Here is a 21408-nt window from a genome sequence, read left to right on the forward strand (position 1 = left end):
CTTGCGGTGCGGGGGACTGTTGGTGCATCATCGCCAAACCCTATCATAGGGGAGTGCGGGGTGCAAAAGGACCAAAGCGTTCAGCCCCACAGCGCATTGTCCTTTGTGCGCAGAACACAACCGTGCAGCATCACAGGGCGGAATAACAGGCCGGGCAGGAGGCATGATGGATACATTGCGGGGCCGTGTGGCGGGCGTGGTGTTGGCGGGGGGGCTTTCTTTACGCATGGGGCGCGACAAGGCGCTGCTGCGGGTCTACGGCTCGGCCAATCCTGATCTGCTGGCCCGTACGCACACGCTGCTTGTCTCCTTGCTGCCGCAGTGCTGGGTGTCGTGCAGGCCGGGCCTTCCCCGAGCCGGGTATGGGTGCATTTTTGATGAAAAAAACGATTGCGGCCCCGTAGCGGGGGTGGTCGCGGCCCTGCGCACGGCGCAGGCGCAGGGATTTTCTGCCGTGCTGGTACTTTCCTGCGACATGCCCTTTATGGATGCGCCCACCTTGCGCAAATTGCTTGCCGCCCGCGATGCAGCCCCGGCAGATACCCTTGCCACGCTCTATATAGATGCGGTTAGCGGCAGACCCGAGGCTCTTTCCGCCGTATACGAAACAGCGGCGCTGCCCTGGTTTGAAGATTCGCTTGCCTTTCACGGCGGCAGGCTCAACAGGGTCGTGCCGCTTGAACGGCAGTGCCGTTTGCCCTATGGCCCGGAAGAAGCCCGTCCATTTTTCAATCTGAACCACCCCGATGACCTGCAAAGGGCGCTGGATATTCTGGACGCTTCCCATTAGTCTCTCTCTACCAGTTCACGGTCATCTAAGTAATCGTGATTATCCGGCGGAAGCATATCTGCCGCCAACCAATATTTGCTACCCGGCGCGGCTGCGCGTCTGCCCGGGCGAGCGGAGAAAACGCGCGTGAAAACACAGCCGCACCAATGACTTTGTTCAGCCCGTTGCGGTGATTTGGAGCAAACATGGATATTGGGGCTTACACGTTTAAGGAATTTCATCGCCTTGCAGAGAATTTTCACGGCTATGCCGCTCCGGGTCTGCTTGTGGGCGGCTATATGGTGGAGCTTGCGAAGCGCCATCTGCCCGAGGGCACGCTGTTTGAGGCCGTGGTCGAATCGGGCAAGTGCCTGCCTGACGCGGTGCAGTTGCTCACCCTGTGCAGTATCGGCAACAACTGGATGAAGATTCACAATCTTGGCCGCTACGCGGTGTCGCTGTTTGACAAGCACACTGGCGAGGGCGTGCGCGTGAGCCTGGATCCGGTAAAAATGGCTGCCTATCCAGAACTCAAGGCTTGGTTCTTTAAGGAAAAGGCTAAAAAAGACCAGGATATTGCCCTGCTGGAATCAGAAATTGAAGCCGCAGGCGACAGCATCTGCAAGGTGGAACCCATCACGGTCAAGCGGCGGTTTATGGGCCACAAGCACATGACACGCATTTTATGCTGCCCCGTGTGCGGCGAGGCCTACCCGGTGGAAGACGGCCCCGTGTGCCGTGGCTGTCAGGGCGAGGCCCCCTATGTGCTGGCGCGGCGCGAGCTTAAGGAAGATTGTCAGGCCCTTGCGGCAGAGCGCCACAAGGCCGCAACGGGCGTTCGTGTTGTGCCTGTGGAAGAAGCCGTGGGCAAAACCGTGGCCCACGACATGACCCGCATTGATCCCGGTCAGTTCAAGGGGCCGGAATTCAAGGCCGGGCAGCGCATTTCTGTGGGCGATATCTGCCGCTTGCAGCAGATGGGCCGCTTCCATGTGGCCATTACAGATGATGATGCCCCAGTCAGCGCGCAGGTCTCCCCTGATGATCCCCGTGCCTTGGTGCATGAAAACGAAGTTGCGGAAATTTTTGCGCGCCGCATGGCTGGCGAAGGCATTACCTACGAACTGCCGCCCCATGAAGGCAAAATTGACTTCAAGGCTGCCTGTAACGGACTTTTCTGCGTGGATGTGGAGCGCATGACGCGGTTCAATCTGGTGCCCGAGGTCATGGTGGCCTCGCGTCAGGATGGAACCCTGGTCAAGCAGGGCGGCCCGCTTTGCGGCACCCGCGCCATCCCGCTCCACATTACGCGCGAGCGGCTTGGCCAGGCGCTGGAAGCGCTGGAAGGCGGGCCTCTGTTCCGTGTGTTGCCCCTGCGCAAGGCCCGCGTGGGCATTCTTGTGACCGGAACCGAAGTTTTTCAGGGGATTATTGAAGACAAGTTCATCCCTGTCATCACCGCCAAGGTCAGCATGCTGGACTGCACCGTGGTGCGTACCGACATTGTGCCGGACGACAAAGCCATGATGCAGGCCTCCGTGGCCGCCATGCGCGAGGCCGGGGCCGATCTGCTGATCACCACGGGCGGGCTTTCGGTTGACCCGGACGATGTGACCCGCCAGGCCCTTGTGGAAGCAGGTCTGACAGACGTGCTGCACGGCGTGCCCATCCTTCCCGGCACCATGAGCCTCATGGGCCGCATCCCTGGCCCGCAGGGCGATATGCAGGTGCTGGGCGTGCCCGCCTGCGCCCTGTATTTTAAAACAACCTTCCTTGATCTGGTGCTGCCGCGCATGCTGGCAGGCCGTGGCCTGACCCGCGCCGAGGCTGCCCGCATGGGTGAGGGCGGGTACTGCCTGGCATGCCACACCTGCACCTATCCCAAGTGTTGGTTCGGTAAATAATTTGCATCTTGTGCAAAGGCGGACACGCCTTTTTGCGGAGGCTCCGAAATTTTTTTCGGGGCCTCCTTTTTTTGTCGCCATCAGCTGCACATGCAGAGAGTGGAGCCATGACCCAGTTTGTTGACGTAGCTGAAAATGGCGGATACTTAATAGACCGACCGTCGGTCTATTGATGAAGAGAGGGAGCATATGCGCATCATTAAAGAACATGGCGAGCGCAGGGCGGAAATTGTTGACGCCGCAGAAACCCTGTTCGCGTCAAACGGCTACGCCCGCACTAGCATCAGTGACATTCTTGCAGCCCTGAATATCGCCAAGGGCACGTTTTATCATTACTTTGCCTCAAAAGAGGCACTTATGGACGCCGTTATTGAGCGGTACATTGATGCGGAAATGGCTGTGGCGCATGCTATTGCGGACGAGCCGCAGATGTCGGCTCACGAAAAAATGTTTCGCATTCTCACAGATGCGGGGCGAGACAACGAGCGCGGTGACCGCCTGGAAAAAGCAGCCAGTGCCGTGGGTAATGCGGATATGCACCAGCGCACCATGGCATCCATTGTCCTGCGGCTTTCGCCAATTTTGGAGGGTGTTGTCCGGCAGGGAATGCGCGAGGGCACGTTCAAAACTGCATACCCTAAGGAATGCATGGAGATTTTGCTTGCCGCGTCAGAATTTATTCTGCACGGGTCGGCATTTGCGTGGAGTAGCGCCGAGCGTCTGCAAAAGGCCAGGGCTCTTGCCTGGATGGCAGAAAAAGCCCTTGGCGTGGAAGAAGGCCGATTCAGCTATCTTTATAAACGGTACGAAGGGGATGGAGCCTGCTGTGATCAATGCTGAAACATGGATGGCAGACCTCTTGCCGCAATTGCAGCAAACCTTTGGCGCGCGCCTGCAATACATTGGGCTGCAGGGCAGCTACCGCCGGGGCGAGGCCACTGAAGCCAGCGATATTGATGTGGTTGTGCTGCTGGATGTTGTTGCCCTGGATGATCTTGATGTTTACCGGGCCATTGTCCGCGCCATGCCGGAGGGGCAAAAAGCCTGCGGCTTTATTGGCGGTACTGGGGATTTATTCCATTGGCCGCGTCATGAGCTTTTTGCATTCCAGAAGGACACAGAAGACTGGTTTGGCAAGCTGGAGGATTTCCTCCCCGCTATTACGGATAAAGACGCTGCGGACGGCGCAAAAATCGGTGCAGCCGGACTTGTTCATCTTCTTACGCACACGTATCTGTATGCAGATGCGGAGACCAGACCCCTTGTTTTGAAAGATGCCTATAAAGCAGCTTTTTTTGTCATGCTGGTGCGGCGCTACCTGGCTTCCGGCGTGTTCTGCCGCAGCAAAAAAGAACTGCTGACGAGTCTTGACGGCACGGAGAGAGATATCATTGCGGCCGGGCTTGACCTCCCCCTCTGGCTCGCTGCCCACAGCGAAAGGCAAGGTTATGACCTGCTGCTCCGCTGGTGCAAAGAAGTTTTGCAAGGGCGCAGCCTTTGAGCTTCGGCCTGAATTGGCACGCTTTTTTATGACGGCTTTTTGTAAACCACCTGGCTGATGCAGGTGGTTTTTTATGTGATAGACTATCTGGTGACTGGAGAAAACGTAATTTTTCAAGAAAAAAGTATAATTATTTCAGTGATAGCGAAGGAAAAGATATCGCCCAATTTATGCTGTTTGTGTGTACAATTCTATCAATTATAGTGTTCCATCACACTGAAATGGCATGCAAAATTCTACTATTGGGAAAATGGTCACAAACAGGGTCGGTTCCCTTTAAAAAATTGTAAGTATCTTGCGATATCACGTTTTTTCAACTATGGTGAAAACAAATCTCCATCTTGTTAGTTGACGCAGTTCAGAGGCGTCTTGTTCAACGCAGGAGTTCTGACCTTGCGTTGCGTGATTGGCCTAAAAAAGGAGTGTCATCATGAAAAGCACCCGGAGGAGCTTCCTCAAGGGCGTCGGTGCAGGAGTTCTCTGCCTCACATTGGGGCAGCTGGGCTTCGACCTGGGCGAGGCCCAGGCTTACGCCGTAAAACTCAAGATAGAAGGCGCAAAGGAAGTCATCAGCGTCTGCCCCTTCTGTTCGGTCTGCTGTCAGGTCATAGCCTATGTGCGTGACGGCAAGCTCGTTTCCACAGAGGGCGACCCGGACTTTCCCGTCAACGAAGGCGCGCTCTGCGCCAAGGGCGCGGCGCTCTTCAGCATGTACACCAATGACCACCGCCTGAAAAAGCCGCTTTACCGCGCGCCCAACAGCGATCACTGGGTGGAAAAAGACTGGGACTGGACCCTGGCCCAGATCGCCCGCCGGGTCAAAGACACCCGCGACAAAGACTTTATTCTCAAGAATGCCAAGGGGCAGACGGTCAACCGTCTTGATTCCATCTTCTGGATGGGAACCTCGCACGCCTCCAACGAAGAATGCGCTGTCATTCACCAAGCAATACGCGGCCTGGGTGTTGTCCATATGGACCACCAGGCACGGGTCTGACACAGCCCCACTGTTGCGGCTCTGGCAGAGTCGTTCGGACGCGGTGCTATGACGAACCACTGGATCGATATCAAGAATAGCGATGCAGTGCTTATTATCGGCAGCAATGCCGCTGAACATCATCCTGTCGCCTTTAAGTGGGTCATGCGGGCCAAGGACAACGGGGCCGTGCTTATGCACGTTGACCCCAAGTTCTCGCGCACGTCTGCCCGTTGCGACTTCCACGTGCCTCTGCGCTCGGGTACGGATATTCCCTTCCTGGGTGGTATGCTCAACTACATTCTGGAAAACAAGCTGTACTTTAAGGACTACGTTGAAAAGTACACTAACGCCGCCTTTGTGGTGGGCAAGGACTACGCTTTCAACGACGGCCTTTTCAGCGGTTATGATCCTGCCACGCGCACATATGACAAAAAGACGTGGGCGTTGGAAATGGGGCCTGACGGCAAGCCTGTGGTCGATCCCACCTTCCAGAACGAGCGCTGCGTCATCAACATGATGCGCCAGCACTATTCCCGCTACACGCTTAAAAACGTTTCTGACGTTACGGGCGTTTCGCAGGAAAATCTGCTCAAGGTCTACAAGGCCTTCTGCGCCACTGGCGGCCCCGACAAGGCTGGCACCATCATGTACGCTCTGGGCTGGACACAGCACACCGTGGGCGTGCAGAACATCCGCCTCTCTTCGCTGATCCAGCTCCTGCTGGGCAATATCGGCGTGGCTGGCGGCGGCATCAACGCCCTGCGCGGCGAGCCCAATGTACAGGGTTCCACTGACCATGCCCTGCTGTACAACAACCTGCCTGGCTACCACGGCACCCCTCGCGCCCCGTGGCAGACCCTGGCCGACTACAACAAGGCCAACACCCCTGTCACCAAGCTGCCCAACAGCGCCAACTGGTGGAGCAACCGGCCCAAGTATATCGCCAGCCTGCTCAAGGGCTGGTTTGGCGATGAAGCCACGCCTGAAAACGACTTCTGCTATGACCTGCTGGCCAAGCTGGAGCCGAATGAAGACTGCTCGTACATGTATGCCATGGATAGACTCTATCAGGGCAAGATGCGCGGCGGGTTCATTTTTGGCGTGAACCCCATGAACAGCTTCCCCAATACCAACAAGATGCGCGCCGCTCTGGACAAGCTGGACTGGCTCGTGTGCTCGGAACTGCACAATTCGGAAACCACGGACAACTGGAAGCGCCCCGGTGTGGACCCCAAGGCCTGCAAGACCGAAGTGTTCCTTTTGCCTTCGGCTCACCGTATTGAAAAGGAAGGCACAATCAGCAACAGCGGCCGCTGGTTGCAGTGGTTCGATCAGGGCGTCACGCCCGGCGGCGAAGCACGCAACTTTGCGGACATCGTTGTGCCCCTGTTCAACCAGATCCGCGATCTGTACAAGACCGAAGGCGGTGTGCTGCCCGAGCCCATCCTCAAGATGAACTGGCCGGACAAGTACGATGCTGCCGAGTGGGCGCGGCGCATCAACGGCTTCTTCTGGGCTGATGCCAAGGTGGGCGACAAGCAGTACAAGCGCGGTCAACTTGTTCCTACATTTGGCGCGCTGAAAGATGATGGATCAACGTCTTCACTCAACTGGATATACACAGGCAGCTGGACGGAAGAAGAAGGCAACAAGTCCAAACGCCGCAATACCAGCCAGACGCCCATGCAGGCCAACATCGGCCTGTTCCCCAACTGGTCGTGGTGCTGGCCGGTGAACCGTCGCATCCTGTATAACCGTGCTTCTGTGGATGTGAACGGCAAGCCGTTCAATCCCAAGAAGGCCGTTATTGAATGGGACGGAACCAAGTGGGTGGGCGACGTGCCCGACGGCCCCTGGCCGCCCATGGCCAATGAGGGCGGCAAGCTGCCCTTCATCATGGTGAAGGACGGTCACTCCCAGTTCTTCGGCCCCGGCCCCGCCGATGGCCCCTTCCCCGAACACTACGAACCCGCGGAAACGCCTCTGGCCAGCCATCCGTTCTCAAGGCAGTTGAGCAGCCCGGTGTACAAGTTCCATACCTCTGATATGGACAAGATCGCCGCACCGGCTGACCCCAACTACCCCTATGTGCTGACCACCTACAGCCTCACCGAACACTGGTGCGGCGGCGGCGAAACGCGCAATGTGCCCAACCTGCTCGAAACCGAGCCACAGCTCTATGTGGAAATGAGCCCAGAGCTGGCCAAGGAAAAGGGCATCAAGAACGGCGATGGCGTCCTTCTTGAAAGCATTCGCGGTATCTGCGAGGCCATCGCCATGGTGACGGTGCGCATTCGTCCCTTTACGGTTATGGGCAGAACGATCCACCTTGTGGGTATGCCTTTTGCCTTTGGCTGGACAACGCCCAAGTGCGGCGACTCCACCAACAGGCTGACCGTTGGTGCGTATGACCCCAACACCACCATTCCTGAATCCAAGGCCTGCTGCGTCAATCTGCGTAAGGCCGACAAGCTGACCGAAATAGGCTAACGAGCCGGGCGCGCTCCTTGATGGAGCGCGCCCGCCAAGGAGCATTGCTATGCCGAAGACTTTTTTGATCGACACCACTCGGTGCACGGCATGCCGGGGCTGCCAGTTGGCCTGTAAGGAATGGCATGACCTGCCTGCCAATGAGACCAAGCAGCGCGGCACTCATCAGAATCCGCCGGATCTGAACCCCAACAACCTCAAGATTGTTCGTTTTCGCGAGCGTATGAAGCCTGACGGCACCGTCGTGTGGAACTTCTTCCCCGACCAGTGCCGCCACTGCCTTACGCCTATTTGCAAGGAAGTGGCCGACATGGCCGTGCCCGGCGCCATCATCAAGGATCCCAAAACGGGCATGGTGATAGCCACGGACAAAAGCGCCAAGCTGAGCCCCGAGGATGCGCAGGCCGTTATTGACGCCTGCCCTTACAACATCCCCCGGCTGGATCCCAAGACCAAATGTCTGACCAAGTGCGACATGTGCATTGACCGCGTCACTGCGGGCATGCTGCCCATCTGCGTCAAGACGTGCCCCACGGGCACCATGGCTTTTGGCGAAAGGGAAGAAATCCTGCCCATGGCCAAAAAGCGGCTTGAGATTGTCAAAAAGACCTTCCCCAAGGCTTTTCTGGCTGATGTAGAGGACGTGAGCGTCATCTACCTGCTGGCCGAAGAAAAAGAACACTACTACGAATACGCGGCCTTCATGTAAGGCCTTATCCCCTCTACCCCCGCAGGCGTATGGCTGCGGGGGTAGAAAAGCACTGCGGGGGCTTGGCAAATCCTTCGCTTTGGTTCACCATCAGGGTACAATACCAGCAAGCACGTTTGCCTTGTTGCGGCGCGAACTTTGCTGGAGCGGCCCCTGGTTTTTTGCCTCAACCGGTTGACGCAGGCTCGCTTTGAAATGCGCGGGCAGCTCCAAGAGCAGGTGTTTGCCAAGGCAGTGTAACGGTCTGTCAGCCCGGTGCCTGATCGGTACGCGGAAATGGCAGCACCCCATGCATTTGCGTTGCGAAATGCCGGAATGAGCATTTTGAAAACATTGGGAGCAGACATTCTCAGTGTTGCATAGTTTGGGAAATTAGCCGGGAGTATCCCTCGGCATACGGAGTATCAATGGCTGTTAAAAGGCAAACCGTTGCCCAAACCCTTGAAGAAGTTATCTCGTGGCGCCCGGTATTGGCCCCTGTGCTGCGGTCGTTTGAACCGCTGCTCACCGCTCAGGAAGAGCTTGGTGACGCTGTGGCCGAAAGCCTGAAAAAAGAGGGCTTGTCTCTGCCGCAGGCTGAGCCGCAGCGAATGGAGCAGGGTGTTTCAATACTTGCCGGAGCTCCCTTTGCAGGCGTGGCCCCAGCGGTGCGTATTTGCGCAGAAAAGCTGCTGCCCATGTTGTGCCGCATGGACGCCGTAGTTCCCCACAAGGCCAAGCTCACGGATTTTTTTCTGAAATCTGACGGAGCTGAAGACCAACGAGCAGAAGAGCTGGTTTGCGCCGCTGCCTCGGGCGACAGGGATGCCCTGGCGGCTCTGGCTGAAAAAATTGGCCTTGACCCCTTGGTGCTGGACTTTGTGACGGGGTTCATCGTTGCGCCGATTTTGCGCGGCATGACCGCCCAGGCCGTAGCCGCAGACGGCGACACCCCCTGGGAAGCCGGCGATGTATGGCGGCAGGGCTATTGCCCTGTGTGCGGCGCACTGCCTACCATCGGCTGGATGGATAAACCCAGCATTGATGAAAAAAATGCTTTTCTTGCGGGCGGCGGAGGTAAAAAACACCTGCACTGCGGCGTGTGCGGAGCGGACTGGAAATTCCGGCGTGGCGCATGCCCTGCATGCGGCGAGGAAGGCAGCGGAGTTATGGAACTGCTGCGTGAAAGCGGCACTGCTCACGGTGAGCGGCTGGATTGGTGCACCAAGTGCAAGTCTTACTGCCCGGCGGTGGATCTGCGCGAACGCGAGTTTGTTCCCAACCTGGATGCGCTGGCGCTTGGTATGCTGCATCTGGACATGGTGGCGGCACGTAAAAAGTTGAAACCAGTCAGGCCGTCATTCTGGAACATGTTTTAGCGGCAGCTAGGGGCAAACCCGAAAGGCGTTTTTTGAAGCTGCCTTTACTGCAAAATTTATTGCTGGCAGGCTGACTGTCTGCGGATTGCTGAGTCGGTTTGTTGAACCGTTTAAATGCTCCTGATGTAGCAGTCTTTAATTATTGCACATGCAGGCATTATTAGGGTAGAACAACCGCTGCGGAGAGAGTGGTGTTGATGGCGGTTTTTCAGCCGCCTGTGGTGCGCCGGGGCCTGCTCCTGCGCTTTACGAACCCAGTAGGAGGAATAGCTGATGAAATATGTGACCTTGTTGCTGCTTGCGTTGAGCCTCGCGTGGGTTGGCGAAGCGCAGGCGCGTGATATCAAGGAAATGTCGCAGGTCATTAAAAAGCCTATTGAAATTCCTGGTGGAACATCCCCGCGCATGAGCGTCATGTTCCCCCACACGGCGCATAAAGGCATCAACTGTATGCACTGCCACCACGAAGTGGGCAGCGACAGCCGCTACGTAGCCTGTACCGAATGCCACGCCACCCCTGGTGCGCGCGAACGTGACCCCATGAGCATGTTCATGGCCTTCCACTCCAAGAATGGCGACCGCTCCTGCTACGGCTGCCACTCGCAGAAGGCTCAGGAAAATCCCGCCAAGTACGGCGCCAAGTTCAAGGGATGCCGTCCCTGCCACATGGCCGCCAGCGCCCGCGAAGCCGCTAAGCAAAAGTAAGCTCACTCCCGCCACAGGTATTATCTGTACTGCATAAAGGCCCCTTTCGGGGCCTTTTGCGTTGCAAAACAAACCAATCCAGGAGTGCTAGGTGCACTTGCAGGTCCGCCAAGCTGGGCATCCTCTCCCATGCGAATCTTCTTCAGGGTCTCATCGCGCCAATGGTGGCCGCTTCCGGCTGAACCCTGTTGGGCCTGAATAAACAGTAAAGAACTGCAACGTGGCATTGGGCGCAAAAAAAGGGCGTTTTGCAACGCCCTCATTCAATAGCCGAAAAGATTTTAACAAGATATCCGTCTAGAGGCCCAACTGGGAAAGCATGTCGTCAATAGCGCCCTGCGAAGCTCCGGTCTTGTCAGGCCCTTTGAGTTCGCTACGGCCCTGATTGAATTCCTTGACCGCCTGACGTGCTTCATCCTGCAATTCCTGAACGTTCTTGCTGGGGTCTTTTTCAGCCGCGTCCAGAATAAGGCCCGTGGAAACATAGAGTTCCACCACCATTGCCTCAATCTGGTTCAGGGCAGAAACGACCTTTTTAATGCGCTGGCCTGTGATGTCCTGAAAGCTCAGGGCGGTCAGCACTGACGTGAGGTCATCGCCAAGGAGCTTGTTGTTTGCTTCCAGCTCGGCAATGGGGGCCGCATCCGCGCCGCCGCTAAGCAATCCTGCCAGATGCGCCGTATTCTGTTCTTGAAGATCCAGATGCCGCTCCACAATTTCCATAATGGTCATGGTGGCGCTTTCCGTATCTTTCAGCACTTCATCCAGCTGGCTTGATGCTTCCAGAAATAGCGCATCTGGATTTGGGGGGGGCAGGGGCTGGCCCTTGGAGGCAGTGGAGATGCGCTCAAAAATCTCTCTCAGACCCTGACGCATTTCCGTGCTGATCTGCTTGTAAACTGCGGCTTCGGGCTTTTCGTCGCTCATGCCCGTCCCCTTTGCGCGCGGCGCGGTTTAATTTGTGTGTTTGAACCTTTGAAGGTGAATGGTCAAAGGTAAAAAATGCAGTAAAAAACTCCGCCGCGCGAGGGCGCGGCGGAGCCGGGATACTTACTTGTTGGTCTTCAGAAACGTCTTGGCCCGCGCAGCTTCTGGCGAGTTGGGATATTTCTTGATCAGCTCTTCCAGGCGGGTTTTGGCAGCCGCAGACTGATTGAGCTTGCTGAAGCTGATGCCCTGCTTGAGGTACGCGCCAGGCGCGCTGGAAGAAGAAGGATACTTTTTGATAACAGCATCGTACGCCAGGGCCGCATCCGCAAACTGGTTGCGCTGGAAATAGCACTCGGCCAGATAATACTGGGCCTCGGGAGCCTGGCTGTGGTCTTTGTAGTTTTTCAGAAAGTCATTGAAAGAACGCTGCGCCTCATCGTACTTGCGGGACTGGTAGGCGTTAACGCCAGCGTCAAAAAGCGCCAGCGAGATGTCCTTTTGGGGAGCCTGAACCTGCGGCTCGGGCTGGGGGCTGGGCTGGCCCCAGGTGCTGGAGCTGGGGTTGATGACGGGCTGTGGGTGTGCCGCAGCTGCGCCCTGATCGCCAGCGGCGGAGGCCGCAGCGTAGCCCACGGAACCAGCGGCCATGCCGCCTGCCGCTGCCTGCCCGTAAGAAGGCTGCCCATAACCCGGCTGGCTGAATGCAGGCGCTGCCTGGGGCGCCGCTTGAGGAGCAGCCTGGGGTGCCGCCTGCGCAAAGGGGGCTGCACCGCTGCCGCCGCTGGTCATGGGGTCGCCAAGGTTCAGGTTCAGCGCCATGCTGCGCTCCACCTGACGCAGAGCTTCATCGTGCGTTCTCACACGGCCCACCAGGGCCTTGGCACCGCCTGCGTTTTGCAGATCGTCAATCTGGCCCTTGAGCGTGTTGACTTCCTGCCTCAGCGTCTGAATCTGGCTCCAGGCATCAGCCTGAGCAGGCTGCAACTGGCGCAATTGCACGTCTTGCTGTTGCACCTGCTGTTCCAGTGAGATGCTGCCATTACCGCTGCTGGTGCTGCCGCCCATGCAGCCGCTCAAAGGCAGCGCCGCGCAAGCCAGAGTCAGGATGTACATAGTACGGAGTGTGCGCATAGTACCCTCTTTCAATTTTGCACTTTTCCCAGAACTTTTTTTCGTCCGGTGAAAATATAGATGATTCCCCCCACACATGGCAGAAAAACTACCAGCACAAGCCACAGGGCGCGCTGTTGCGGGGTTTCAAACTCATGTCCCCATATGTGCAGAATGCTCCACAATGTCGGGATCATGGGGAACATTACCACAAGCACATGCCACCAATGAAAAATCATGCGGTTCCTCCCTTGCCGGGGGTTGGTTTGCCGCCTTTGTCGCTGGCGACAGCCTGGGGCTTGCGCCAGAGAATCAGGCAGGCCAGCACCGCGCCCACAAATATGGCCGAGTCGGCTATATTGAAGGCTGGCCAGTGCCAGTCGCCCCAATAGACATCCAAAAAGTCCACCACGGCGCGAAAGCGCACACGGTCAACCAGATTGCCAAGTGCACCGCCCATCACAAGCCCAAGGGCCGCGAACAGCCAGGGGTCTTCATCCGAGCTGCGCACCAGCATGACAATGGCCCACACAGCCACAACCGTGGCCGCGAGAAAAAGCCAGAACTGCCACTCAATGTCAGACCGATTTAAAAAGCCAAAGGCCGCGCCGCGATTGCGGATGTTGACCAGATCAAACAGCCCGGCAATGACCGTGATGGGCCTGTGCTCGGGTATGAACTGCATGACAGCCCACTTGCTCACCTGATCGAAAACAAGGGCGACAATGGCCGCTATGCCGAGTATGCGATAACGCCTTGGCATTCCTGTTACGCTTCCATGGCCTTGATAACGGCGGTGCAGCGGGGGCAGAGCGTGGGATGCTCCACATCGGTGCCAAGTTCCGTGCTGTAAATCCAGCAACGTTCGCACTTTTCGCCGTGAGCCTTTTCCACGCCGATGGCAAGCCCGGCGATTTCTTCATCGCAGTACGCGCCTTGCGGTGCGCTTTCAAGGGGCTGCATGGCGATTTGCGAAACAATGCAGAAGGCGCGCAGGTCAGTGTTCAGGCCCTCAAGGCGCTGGCGCAGTTCGTCTGCCACAAAGAGGGTCACGCGCGTGTCGAGTGAGTGGCCGATAACGCCATCGCGCCGCATGGGCTCAATGGCCTTGGTTACCGCCCCGCGCACGGCGGCGAGCACGTTCCAGTCGTCGCGCGTGCCTTCGTCAAGCATAAGCGGGGCAGATTCAATGGGCTGAAGGGCAAATACCGTGGGTTCCGAACCGCGCAGGCCTTCGGGCAGGTGCGCAAAGATTTCTTCCGCAGTGAAGGAGAGCACCGGGGCCATGTCGCGCAGCAACAGGCCAAGGATGTGCCACAGGGCGGTCTGGGCCGAGCGGCGTTCCGCGCTGGCGGGGCCGGAGGCGTAGAGACGGTCTTTCAGCACGTCCAGATACATGGACGAAAGGTCGGTCACGCAGTAGTTGTGCAGGGTGTGGTAGACCTTGTGGAAGTCAAAATCCATATAGGCCTGCTGCACACGGTCGTGCACCCGGGCCGCAGCGTCAATGGCAAAGCGGTCAAGCGGCATCAACTCGTTCAGTGGCAGCAGATCGTCCTTGCCGAGGCCTTCAAGGTTGCCAAGGATGAAGCGGCAGGTGTTGCGGATGCGGCGGTAGGCATCCACAAGGCGGCCAAGAATTTCATCGGAAATGCGTATGTCCTCGCGGTATTCCACCGAGGAAACCCACAGGCGCACGATTTCTGCACCGAATTTTTCAATGAGTTCTTGCGGTGCGATGACGTTGCCGATGGACTTGGACATCTTGCGTCCTTCGCCGTCCACCACATAGCCGTGCGTGAGCACAGCCTTGTAGGGGGCGCGCTGGCGCGTGCCTTCGCTGACCAGCAGGGAACTGTGGAACCAGCCGCGGTGCTGATCCGAACCTTCAAGGTACAGATCGGCGGGGTAGGCAAGCTCGGGCCGCTGTTCCAGCACAGCGGCAAAGCTGGTGCCGGAGTCAAACCACACGTCAAGGATGTCTGTTTCGCGCTTCCAGTGGTTGCCGCCGCAGTGCGGGCAGGCAAGGCCTTCCGGCACGATTTCCGAAAGTTCGGCCTCGTACCAGTAGTCGCAGCCAGTGGGGTGCTTGGCAAAGCGGTCGCAAATTTCGCGCATCCAGTTGGGGTCGTTCCAGGCTTCGCCGCAGTCTTCGCAGAGCAGGGCCATGATGGGCACGCCCCACTGACGCTGGCGCGAGATGCACCAGTCAGGCCGGAATTCGATCATGTTGTGGATGCGTTCGCGGCCCCAGGCGGGGATCCAGCGCACCTGCTCGTCAATGGCCTTGAGCGCGCGGCCACGCAGGTCGTTCTTTTCCATGCTGATGAACCACTGGGTGGTAGCGCGGAAAATAACCGGCTGTTTGCAGCGCCAGCAGTGCGGGTAGGAGTGCTTGATCTTGGCCTGGCGCAGCAATGCACCGACTTCTTCAAGCTTTTCGATAACCTTGGGGTTGGCTTCAAAAACATTCAACCCGGCAAAAAACTGCACCGTGGGCAAAAAGCGCCCGGCATCGTCCATGGGCGAATAGATTTCGAGGCCGTATTTGAGGCCCACTTCGTAGTCTTCGCGGCCATGACCGGGGGCGGTGTGTACGCAGCCCGTGCCAGCCTCAAGGGTGACGTGCTGGCCCAGGATGATGGGCGACACGCGGTCGTAGAAGGGGTGGCGGGCCTTGAGGCCTTCAAGCTGTTCGCCGGTGGCGCGGCCAAGGATTTTGGGTTCGCTCCAGCCGAACTGCTCCGCGCAGGAGGCGAGCAGTTCTTCGGCCAGCACGTACTGCGCGCCGTCCACTTCCACGAGAACATAGGTGAACTCGGGGTGCAGACACACGGCCATGTTGTCCGGCAGCGTCCAGGGGGTGGTGGTCCAGATGACCACAAAAGCATGGGCGGGATCGGCAGCGGAGAATACCTTTTTCAGGCCATCGTCCTGCAAGGGAAAGCGCACAAAGATGGAAGGGGACGTGTGGTCGTAGTACTCCACCTCTGCCTCTGCAAGGGCCGTATGGCACGAGCAGCACCAGTAGATGGGCTTTTTGGAGCGCATGACGCCGCCCGTTTCCACAAAGTTGGCAAGCTCGCGGGCCGTGGCGGCCTCATAGGTGGGCCGCATGCTCATGTAGGGATCTTCCCAGTTGCCCAGCACGCCGAGCCGACGAAATTCCTTGCGCTGCACGTCAATCCACTTGGAGGCGTAGTCGCGGCAGAGCTTGCGCACCACATGGGCGGGCAGGGTCTTTTTCTTTTCTTTCAGTTCCTGCTCGACCTTGTGCTCAATGGGCAGACCGTGACAGTCCCAGCCCGGCACATAGCGCGAGGCAAAACCAGCCATGTTGCGCGATTTAACAATAATGTCCTTGAGAATCTTGTTCAGGGCCGTGCCCATGTGGATGTGGCCGTTGGCATAGGGAGGGCCGTCGTGCAGCACGTAGGTTCCCTTGCTGCCGGAAGCTTCAACCATTGCTTCGTAGCTGTTAATGGCATCCCATTTTTTCAGGGTTTCCGGCTCACGCTGGGCCAGGTTGGCTTTCATGGGAAAGGCGGTCTGAGGCAAGTTCAATGTTTTCTTATAATCGCTCATGCTGGCTCCCGGCACAGTTCAACTCAAGGACTTGGCAATATAGTACGGTGAAAAAATCGCTCTACTGTGGGCAAAGAGCGGGGCAAAGTCAAGAAGAGCAGGGCACTGCGTGCCTGCTGGCGTGGCCTGTATGTGCGCAGGCTGAGCATGAAAATGTTTGGCAGATCGCGCTGATACTGTGTAGCTGCATGGCAACCCGCCTTGCAAAATGTGCCTCTTCATGAACGAAAAAGCTGGCTCATGCTCGTGGAGCACCAACAAAAAGGGCGTTTCAGACGCGTTGCGCGCAATAGTGAAACGCCCGGGATATTCTGTTCCGCAGCAATGACCGCACAGTTATGCGGACTAGGCCGTCAGAAGTTTGCCGGAGCGCCATCCATGGCCTGGGCCAGTTCGCGCAGGGCCGACAGACTGTCTTCAGCTTCTTGCTGCGTCATGGTGTGAAGGGCAAAACCGGCGTGTACGATCACATAATCGCCGACCTTGGGTTCTTCGGGCAGCAGCATGATGGAAGCGGTGAGAAAGGTGGAGCTTTCGCCCACGCGCACGCGGGCCATGCCCTCTCCCTGGAGTTCTTCAATTCTGGCTGGTATGGCAAGACACATATTGGGTACCTCTTGAAAGGCAGATAATCACTGAATGCCCGGTTGCAAGGCCGCGACTGTTCCGCAGATTTTCAGCTTATCAGCGCGGCAAGCTTCACGCAAGGTGCCTTGATGCAGTGGCGGCAGGGCACGCAACGGGCGGAGCTGTTCGGATCTGTGCAGTATCTATGGCTGCCTGCCTGTTGCGCACCCACTGCCAAAGCCGTCAGGGTATGGCGTGCTCTTATGAGCGTGATGCACGCAACCGTTTCCTTCATTCCCCAAGTTCCCTGTACATAGCCTCGGCATTCTGTATGGCGCGGTATGCCCCCTGATGCAGCGGATAGTCCCACGAGCCGCTCCGCAGTTCGATGCGGCCGCCAAAGCCGACCTTGAACTGGTGCAACCCGTTGAAGGGGTGGGTGGCATTAGGCGTGGGCGAAACAGCCCCCATTTCGTAACTGCGGCAGCCTAGTTGCCGCGCAATGCGTATGCCTGTCCAGTGCATAAGGCTGGAAGCCATGTAGTTGCGCTTGATATTGCCCGATGCCCCGTACAGAAAGTTGGCGTGTTGCCCTGAGATGCCGATTATAGCGCCGGAAAGGATATCGCGCCCGTGCCGGGCCAGCAAGAATACAATATCTGCTCCATCCTTTGCGCCGAAATTGCATCGGAACATGGCCGAGAACTGCTTGCAGCTGCATGGGGCAAAGCCGTTTCTTCTGGCTGTCTGTTCGTACAGGCCGTAAAAATCAGCAAGGTTGCTGCTGTCCGCTTTCTCCACAGTCACGCCCTTGCGTCGGGCCAGGCCGATATTGTAGCGGGTTTTGGGCTTCATTCTGCCAAGGATGTCGTCTTCGCTGCCGTCAAGATCCACCACCAGCGAACTGGCCACAGTCATGTCTGCGGAAGCCTTTTTGAAGTTCCAGAATCGGGTGCCCATGTTCATACGCATTTCGCGTATGCGCGCTTCAGGAAAGGCGCACCATCCCTGCTCCTGCATTTCGTCCGCATACAGGGATTTCCACGGCAGGTCGTAGCGGATAAAGGCCACGTCCGGTTCAAGCCGGTCTGCCAGGGCAACGGAGAGGTCTTCCAGATACTGTCCGTATGAATCCTCTGAAGGCGCATACTCCGGCCCCTGCGGCACAAGAGCCATCTTGTGCCCGCAATGGTCTTTTATCAGCACCAGCACGTCGCCCCAGGTTTTTGTAGAATGAATGTCAAAAGCCAGGGGGGCCATGCCCATATGCGATTTGACCTGCGCCCAATAGGGAGTCTGAAACAGTATGTCTGTCGGATTCAGTTCGTTAGTCGCCTTGGCGATCACATCCACCATGATACCTCCTCGCATAGGTGGGGAATAATGTTGTTCCGTTCCCGCTGGATCGGCAACGGGTGTTGGAATGAGCTTACAGGTCGTAGTGCCCGGCGCGTTCCGGCTGGTCTTCCACTTCCTGCACCACGAGGTGCAGGGTTCCGCCGTTGGGGTTGGGCCAGCGGATGTCATCACCCTCGGAAAGCCCCAGCAGCGCGCTGCCCACAGGCGCCAGAATGGAAATGGAATCTTCGCTGGCGTCTGATTTGCCGGGGTACACAAGCTTCAGGCGGCGCTCTGTGCCAGAAGGCAGCATGGCAAAACGTACGGTGGAGTTCATGGTCACCACTGAGGGCGGCACTTCTTCTGGGGCCACAACATTTGCGCGGTAGAGCTCTTCTTCCAGAGCCTTGCGCCCAGGGAAGCCGTCGGCGGGCAGGGTCTCCAGCAGGGTTTCCAGCCGCGCTGCATCCTTGCTCGTGATGGTAATGTTAGGATATTCTTGCATATTTACCTCCTGTGCGCTGCGTAAGGCAGCGCGCGTTGCATAAAAAAAGAGGGCGTAACCGATACGCCCTCTTTTTTGTGAATTGTAGTTAAGCGGGCGTTATCAGGTTGCAAAAAAAACGCGAAGTTTTGTCACTTCGCTGGAAATGTTTTTTGCAAAAGAAACGCAGAAACGCATTGTATTGTCCTGGTCTAAAAAAACGTTTGAATACAGAAAAAATTGCAGCTATCCTTTATACGGAAAGCTTGCCGCCACGATTGCGCAATTTGTATCAGCTTAGCCTAACAGTTGGCCTGCGTATGTGCAAGCACAAAAGCAAAACTTCGTTTTAGGTGTGAAATTATCAATTAATATAGTGTGCATGAATTTTTCGGGCAGAGGTTGCCGCAACCAGCAGAGCAAAAAACAAGGGCGGAGCCTTGCGGTTCCGCCCTTGTGATTCCGTACCCCGAGCAGGCTAGTGCTTGGAGTTGTTGTTACGTTCTTTCTTTTCGGGGAACAGGACGAAGTTCCAGTACAGCACATAAAGGGGCAGTACCACAAACATCATCACATAAGCCCAGCTCTTCGTGAAGAGAAAATACTGATAGAAAGTATTGAATTCCATGGGATTCTCCTCCTACGCGCGGCTTAGTGCTCGCCCTTGAAGTCTGGGTGTTCGTACAGCACCGGCATGTTGTAGACGATAAAGCGGTAGACCGTGACAATCATGGTCACCACAAACATGGAGATGCAGATTTCCCAGATGCTGGGGAAGTAGCGTTCCGCCGACGGCAAGTTGTAGTTGAAGGCGATCATGGAAACGTTGAAGCGGTTCAGCACGATGCCCAGCACCGTGTTGGTCGCGCCAATGCGGCACAGGGTCAGATTGCGGTCACGCGCGCCCTTGGCGTAGATCAGGGCGGGCATCAGCACAAAGCCCAGCATTTCCACCAGCCACCAGGCCCCGTAACCCGTGAAGAGGTAGGGGAAGTTGGCTTGCACAAGCATGTCGATAAGCTTGAGCATGAAGTAGGCAAAGAGAATGAACGAAGCCGCCCGGGCAAAGCTGAAGGTTACGTCGTCAGCTTCACGCAGGTGGGTTTTGTCCATGTAGTGGTGCACGCCACGGTGGGCCAGCATGCCTTCAAAGATAACCATGGACGCGCCAGCGGCCATGGAACTCACAAAGAAGAACATGGGCATGAAGGGCGAGTACCACAGGGGGAAGACCTTGCCGGGGGAGATCAGGTAGAGCGAACCCAGCGAGGACTGGTGCAGGGTGGACAGGGTCACGCCGAAGATGGTCAACGGAATGGTGCACTTGACCACGATCTTGCGGATCTTGATGAGCCAGGGGTAGCGGCAGGACATCCATTCCAGCGGGGCCACCGAAAATTCGATGAGCAGCACGGAAACGTAGGTCGCCACGCACAGGCCCACTTCAAACAGAACGGACGTGGTGCCGGGGAAGAAGAACATGAAGGGCAGACGCAGCGGATGGCCCAGATCGTACAGCAGGGCGATAACCACGAAGGCGTAGCCCAAAAAGGCTGTGGTGATGGCCGGACGCACCGCCGAGTGGAAGTGTTTCATGCCCATGATGTAGCAGGCGACAGTGGTAAAATAGCCGCCCGCTGCAAGGCACACGCCGCACAGAAGGTCAAAGCCGATCCACATGCCCCAGGGCTGCACATCGCTGAGGTTGGTGACGGAACCGATGCCCACGGTAAAGCGGATAACGGTGATAACAAAGCCCACGGCCAGAATGATGGCAGAAATGATGTTGCCGGGGGTGGGCGTCAGGAATTCGCTGATATTGAACAGCTTGTCCCTGGTGGGAATAACTATGCTGTGGTGTGCCATTTATTTATCCTCCCCGTGCTCCTTGCAGCACTCCGCTTCCCGAGCCTTCAAGGCGTCGGTCATTGCGCGGCGGGCTGTGTCGGCAGCGCCCGGACCCTGGGTTTCCTCAATCTTGCGCACTGCTGCGTCAACGGCTGCGGCCAGATCGTCCTTGGTCTCCTTGACGTGTGCGTCCTTCTCCGCCTTGAAGATGGCGTCGCGGCGTTTGGTCATGGCGTAAGCACCGCCAAACAGCACAGGCCAGAAGGCCACGATCATGGGCACGGTACCCAGCGCGCCGTAGGTCAACTCGCCCATGGGCTGCGAGCCCAGGTTTTTGTCGAGCCCAAGCTGCTTGAGTTCGCTGGTGTCGGCGTGAGGATCATGGGCCTTGGCGTCCTTGGCGACTGCGGGAGCAGCCACGGCGGGAGAAAGCACCATCCACGCGGTACCGCCGGCATCGTGTTCGCCGTAAACGTAGTTCACGTACTTGCCGGGATTTTCAGTGATCCGCGAGCGGGCAATCCTGATCAGGTCGCTGCGGCGGCCAAAGGTCAGGGCGTCCATGGGGCAGGCTTCCACGCAACCGGGCAGCTTGCCTTCCTTGAGGCGGGGTTCGCAGAAGGTGCACTTCTGCACCAGAGGATCGAACGCCTCGTCGTACTGGAAGCCCGGCACATAGAAGGGGCAGGCAACCATGCAATACCGGCAGCCTACGCACTGCGAACCATCGTAGGCCACGCTGCCATCGGGCAGCTTCTGGAAACATTTGGCAAAACAGGCAGAGGCGCAGGCCGGGTCGTTGCAGTGGAAGCACTGCAACTTGCGGAACACGTCCTTGCCGTTGACGTTGTACTTGTTAACCACTGTCCACTCATAGGCCGAGGTGCGGCGCTTGGTGGCAGTCACCGAAAGGTCGGTGAAGGGTTTTTTGGGCTTGGGCAGGTGGTTCACCGCGTTGCAGGCTTCTTCGCAACGGCGGCAGCCGATGCAGCGCGTGGTGTCATGCAGCACGCCGTAGCTGTCTGCATAGTAGGGGAAGGTGTGTACCCCGGCATTGGCCACCTTGGCAGTGCCCAATGCCGAAACCACGCCCGCGCTTCCCATGATGGCCAGGAATTTTCTGCGATTCAT

At 57.5% G+C, this 21408-nt stretch carries 19 protein-coding genes; 8 read left to right on the forward strand and 11 right to left on the reverse strand.

All coding sequences use genetic code 11. The features are described 5' to 3' along the window. Nucleotides 1–166 precede the first annotated feature (166 nt). The 8 genes from mobA (at nt 167) to ACUZ9P_RS07270 (ending at nt 10415) form a co-directional block, all read left to right on the forward strand. Nucleotides 167–790 (forward strand): molybdenum cofactor guanylyltransferase, encoded by a 624-nt coding sequence (gene mobA / locus ACUZ9P_RS07235; protein WP_449249206.1) that lies wholly within the window; start codon nt 167–169, stop codon nt 788–790. 185 nt (nt 791–975) lie between these two features. Beyond that, the gene (locus tag ACUZ9P_RS07240; RefSeq protein WP_449249207.1) at nt 976–2673 is read left to right on the forward strand and encodes an FmdE family protein; all 1698 of its coding nucleotides are present in this window, start codon (nt 976–978) and stop codon (nt 2671–2673) included. Nucleotides 2674–2862: 189 nt separating this feature from the next. Further along, nucleotides 2863–3513: a TetR/AcrR family transcriptional regulator gene (locus ACUZ9P_RS07245; protein ID WP_449249208.1), complete on the forward strand. Its 651-nt coding sequence runs from the start codon at nt 2863–2865 to the stop codon at nt 3511–3513. Next, on the forward strand, nt 3500–4174 hold the full coding sequence (locus ACUZ9P_RS07250) for a nucleotidyltransferase domain-containing protein (RefSeq protein ID WP_449249209.1): 675 nt from the start codon (nt 3500–3502) through the stop codon (nt 4172–4174). The genes ACUZ9P_RS07245 and ACUZ9P_RS07250 overlap by 14 nt, the downstream gene beginning before the upstream one ends. Nucleotides 4175–4604: 430 nt before the next feature. Continuing rightward, nucleotides 4605–7643: a formate dehydrogenase-N subunit alpha gene (gene fdnG / locus ACUZ9P_RS07255; protein ID WP_449249210.1), complete on the forward strand. Its 3039-nt coding sequence runs from the start codon at nt 4605–4607 to the stop codon at nt 7641–7643. A gap of 49 nt (nt 7644–7692) precedes the next feature. After that, nucleotides 7693–8352 carry a 4Fe-4S dicluster domain-containing protein gene (locus ACUZ9P_RS07260; protein ID WP_449249211.1) on the forward strand — a complete coding sequence of 220 codons (660 nt, stop codon included), beginning with the start codon at nt 7693–7695 and terminating at the stop codon, nt 8350–8352. Nucleotides 8353–8759: 407 nt separating this feature from the next. Continuing rightward, entirely contained in the window at nt 8760–9710 is a 951-nt protein-coding gene (locus ACUZ9P_RS07265; RefSeq protein WP_449249212.1) for a formate dehydrogenase accessory protein FdhE, read from the forward strand. A 273-nt stretch (nt 9711–9983) separates the two neighbouring features. Then, nucleotides 9984–10415 (forward strand): cytochrome c3 family protein, encoded by a 432-nt coding sequence (locus tag ACUZ9P_RS07270; RefSeq protein WP_449249213.1) that lies wholly within the window; start codon nt 9984–9986, stop codon nt 10413–10415. A gap of 297 nt (nt 10416–10712) precedes the next feature. Here ACUZ9P_RS07270 and ACUZ9P_RS07275 read toward each other — a convergent pair whose 3' ends face one another. The 11 genes from ACUZ9P_RS07275 to ACUZ9P_RS07325 form a co-directional block, all read right to left on the reverse strand. Next, entirely contained in the window at nt 10713–11342 is a 630-nt protein-coding gene (locus ACUZ9P_RS07275; protein WP_449249214.1) for a protein phosphatase CheZ, read from the reverse strand. A 123-nt stretch (nt 11343–11465) separates the two neighbouring features. Beyond that, a complete protein-coding gene (gene ybgF / locus ACUZ9P_RS07280; RefSeq protein WP_298992563.1) occupies nt 11466–12476 on the reverse strand; it encodes a tol-pal system protein YbgF in 1011 nt (336 codons plus the stop codon). A gap of 11 nt (nt 12477–12487) precedes the next feature. Beyond that, complete coding sequence (locus tag ACUZ9P_RS07285; protein ID WP_022657916.1) at nt 12488–12694, reverse strand: PLDc N-terminal domain-containing protein; 207 nt, start codon at nt 12692–12694, stop codon at nt 12488–12490. Beyond that, nucleotides 12691–13218, reverse strand: a complete 528-nt coding sequence (gene lspA, locus ACUZ9P_RS07290; protein WP_449249215.1) for a signal peptidase II — start codon at nt 13216–13218, stop codon at nt 12691–12693. Before lspA ends, ACUZ9P_RS07285 begins: the two co-directional genes overlap by 4 nt. Before the next feature lie 5 nt (nt 13219–13223). After that, nucleotides 13224–16040, reverse strand: coding sequence for an isoleucine--tRNA ligase (ileS, locus tag ACUZ9P_RS07295; protein ID WP_449249216.1), 2817 nt, complete (start codon nt 16038–16040; stop codon nt 13224–13226). Between the two features lie 353 nt (nt 16041–16393). Continuing rightward, nucleotides 16394–16645 carry a HypC/HybG/HupF family hydrogenase formation chaperone gene (locus ACUZ9P_RS07300; protein ID WP_449249217.1) on the reverse strand — a complete coding sequence of 84 codons (252 nt, stop codon included), beginning with the start codon at nt 16643–16645 and terminating at the stop codon, nt 16394–16396. A gap of 253 nt (nt 16646–16898) precedes the next feature. Beyond that, entirely contained in the window at nt 16899–17963 is a 1065-nt protein-coding gene (locus tag ACUZ9P_RS07305) for a lipid II:glycine glycyltransferase FemX (protein ID WP_449249218.1), read from the reverse strand. A gap of 73 nt (nt 17964–18036) precedes the next feature. Then, nucleotides 18037–18450, reverse strand: a complete 414-nt coding sequence (gene rnk / locus ACUZ9P_RS07310) for a nucleoside diphosphate kinase regulator (RefSeq protein ID WP_298992574.1) — start codon at nt 18448–18450, stop codon at nt 18037–18039. A 457-nt stretch (nt 18451–18907) separates the two neighbouring features. Then, nucleotides 18908–19057, reverse strand: a complete 150-nt coding sequence (locus ACUZ9P_RS07315; RefSeq protein WP_022657922.1) for a hypothetical protein — start codon at nt 19055–19057, stop codon at nt 18908–18910. 23 nt (nt 19058–19080) lie between these two features. Next, nucleotides 19081–20295, reverse strand: a complete 1215-nt coding sequence (gene hmcC / locus ACUZ9P_RS07320; protein ID WP_298992576.1) for a sulfate respiration complex protein HmcC — start codon at nt 20293–20295, stop codon at nt 19081–19083. Next, on the reverse strand, nt 20296–21408 hold the full coding sequence (locus ACUZ9P_RS07325) for a 4Fe-4S dicluster domain-containing protein (RefSeq protein ID WP_449249219.1): 1113 nt from the start codon (nt 21406–21408) through the stop codon (nt 20296–20298).

It is taken from the genome of Desulfovibrio intestinivivus, from assembly GCF_053570665.1.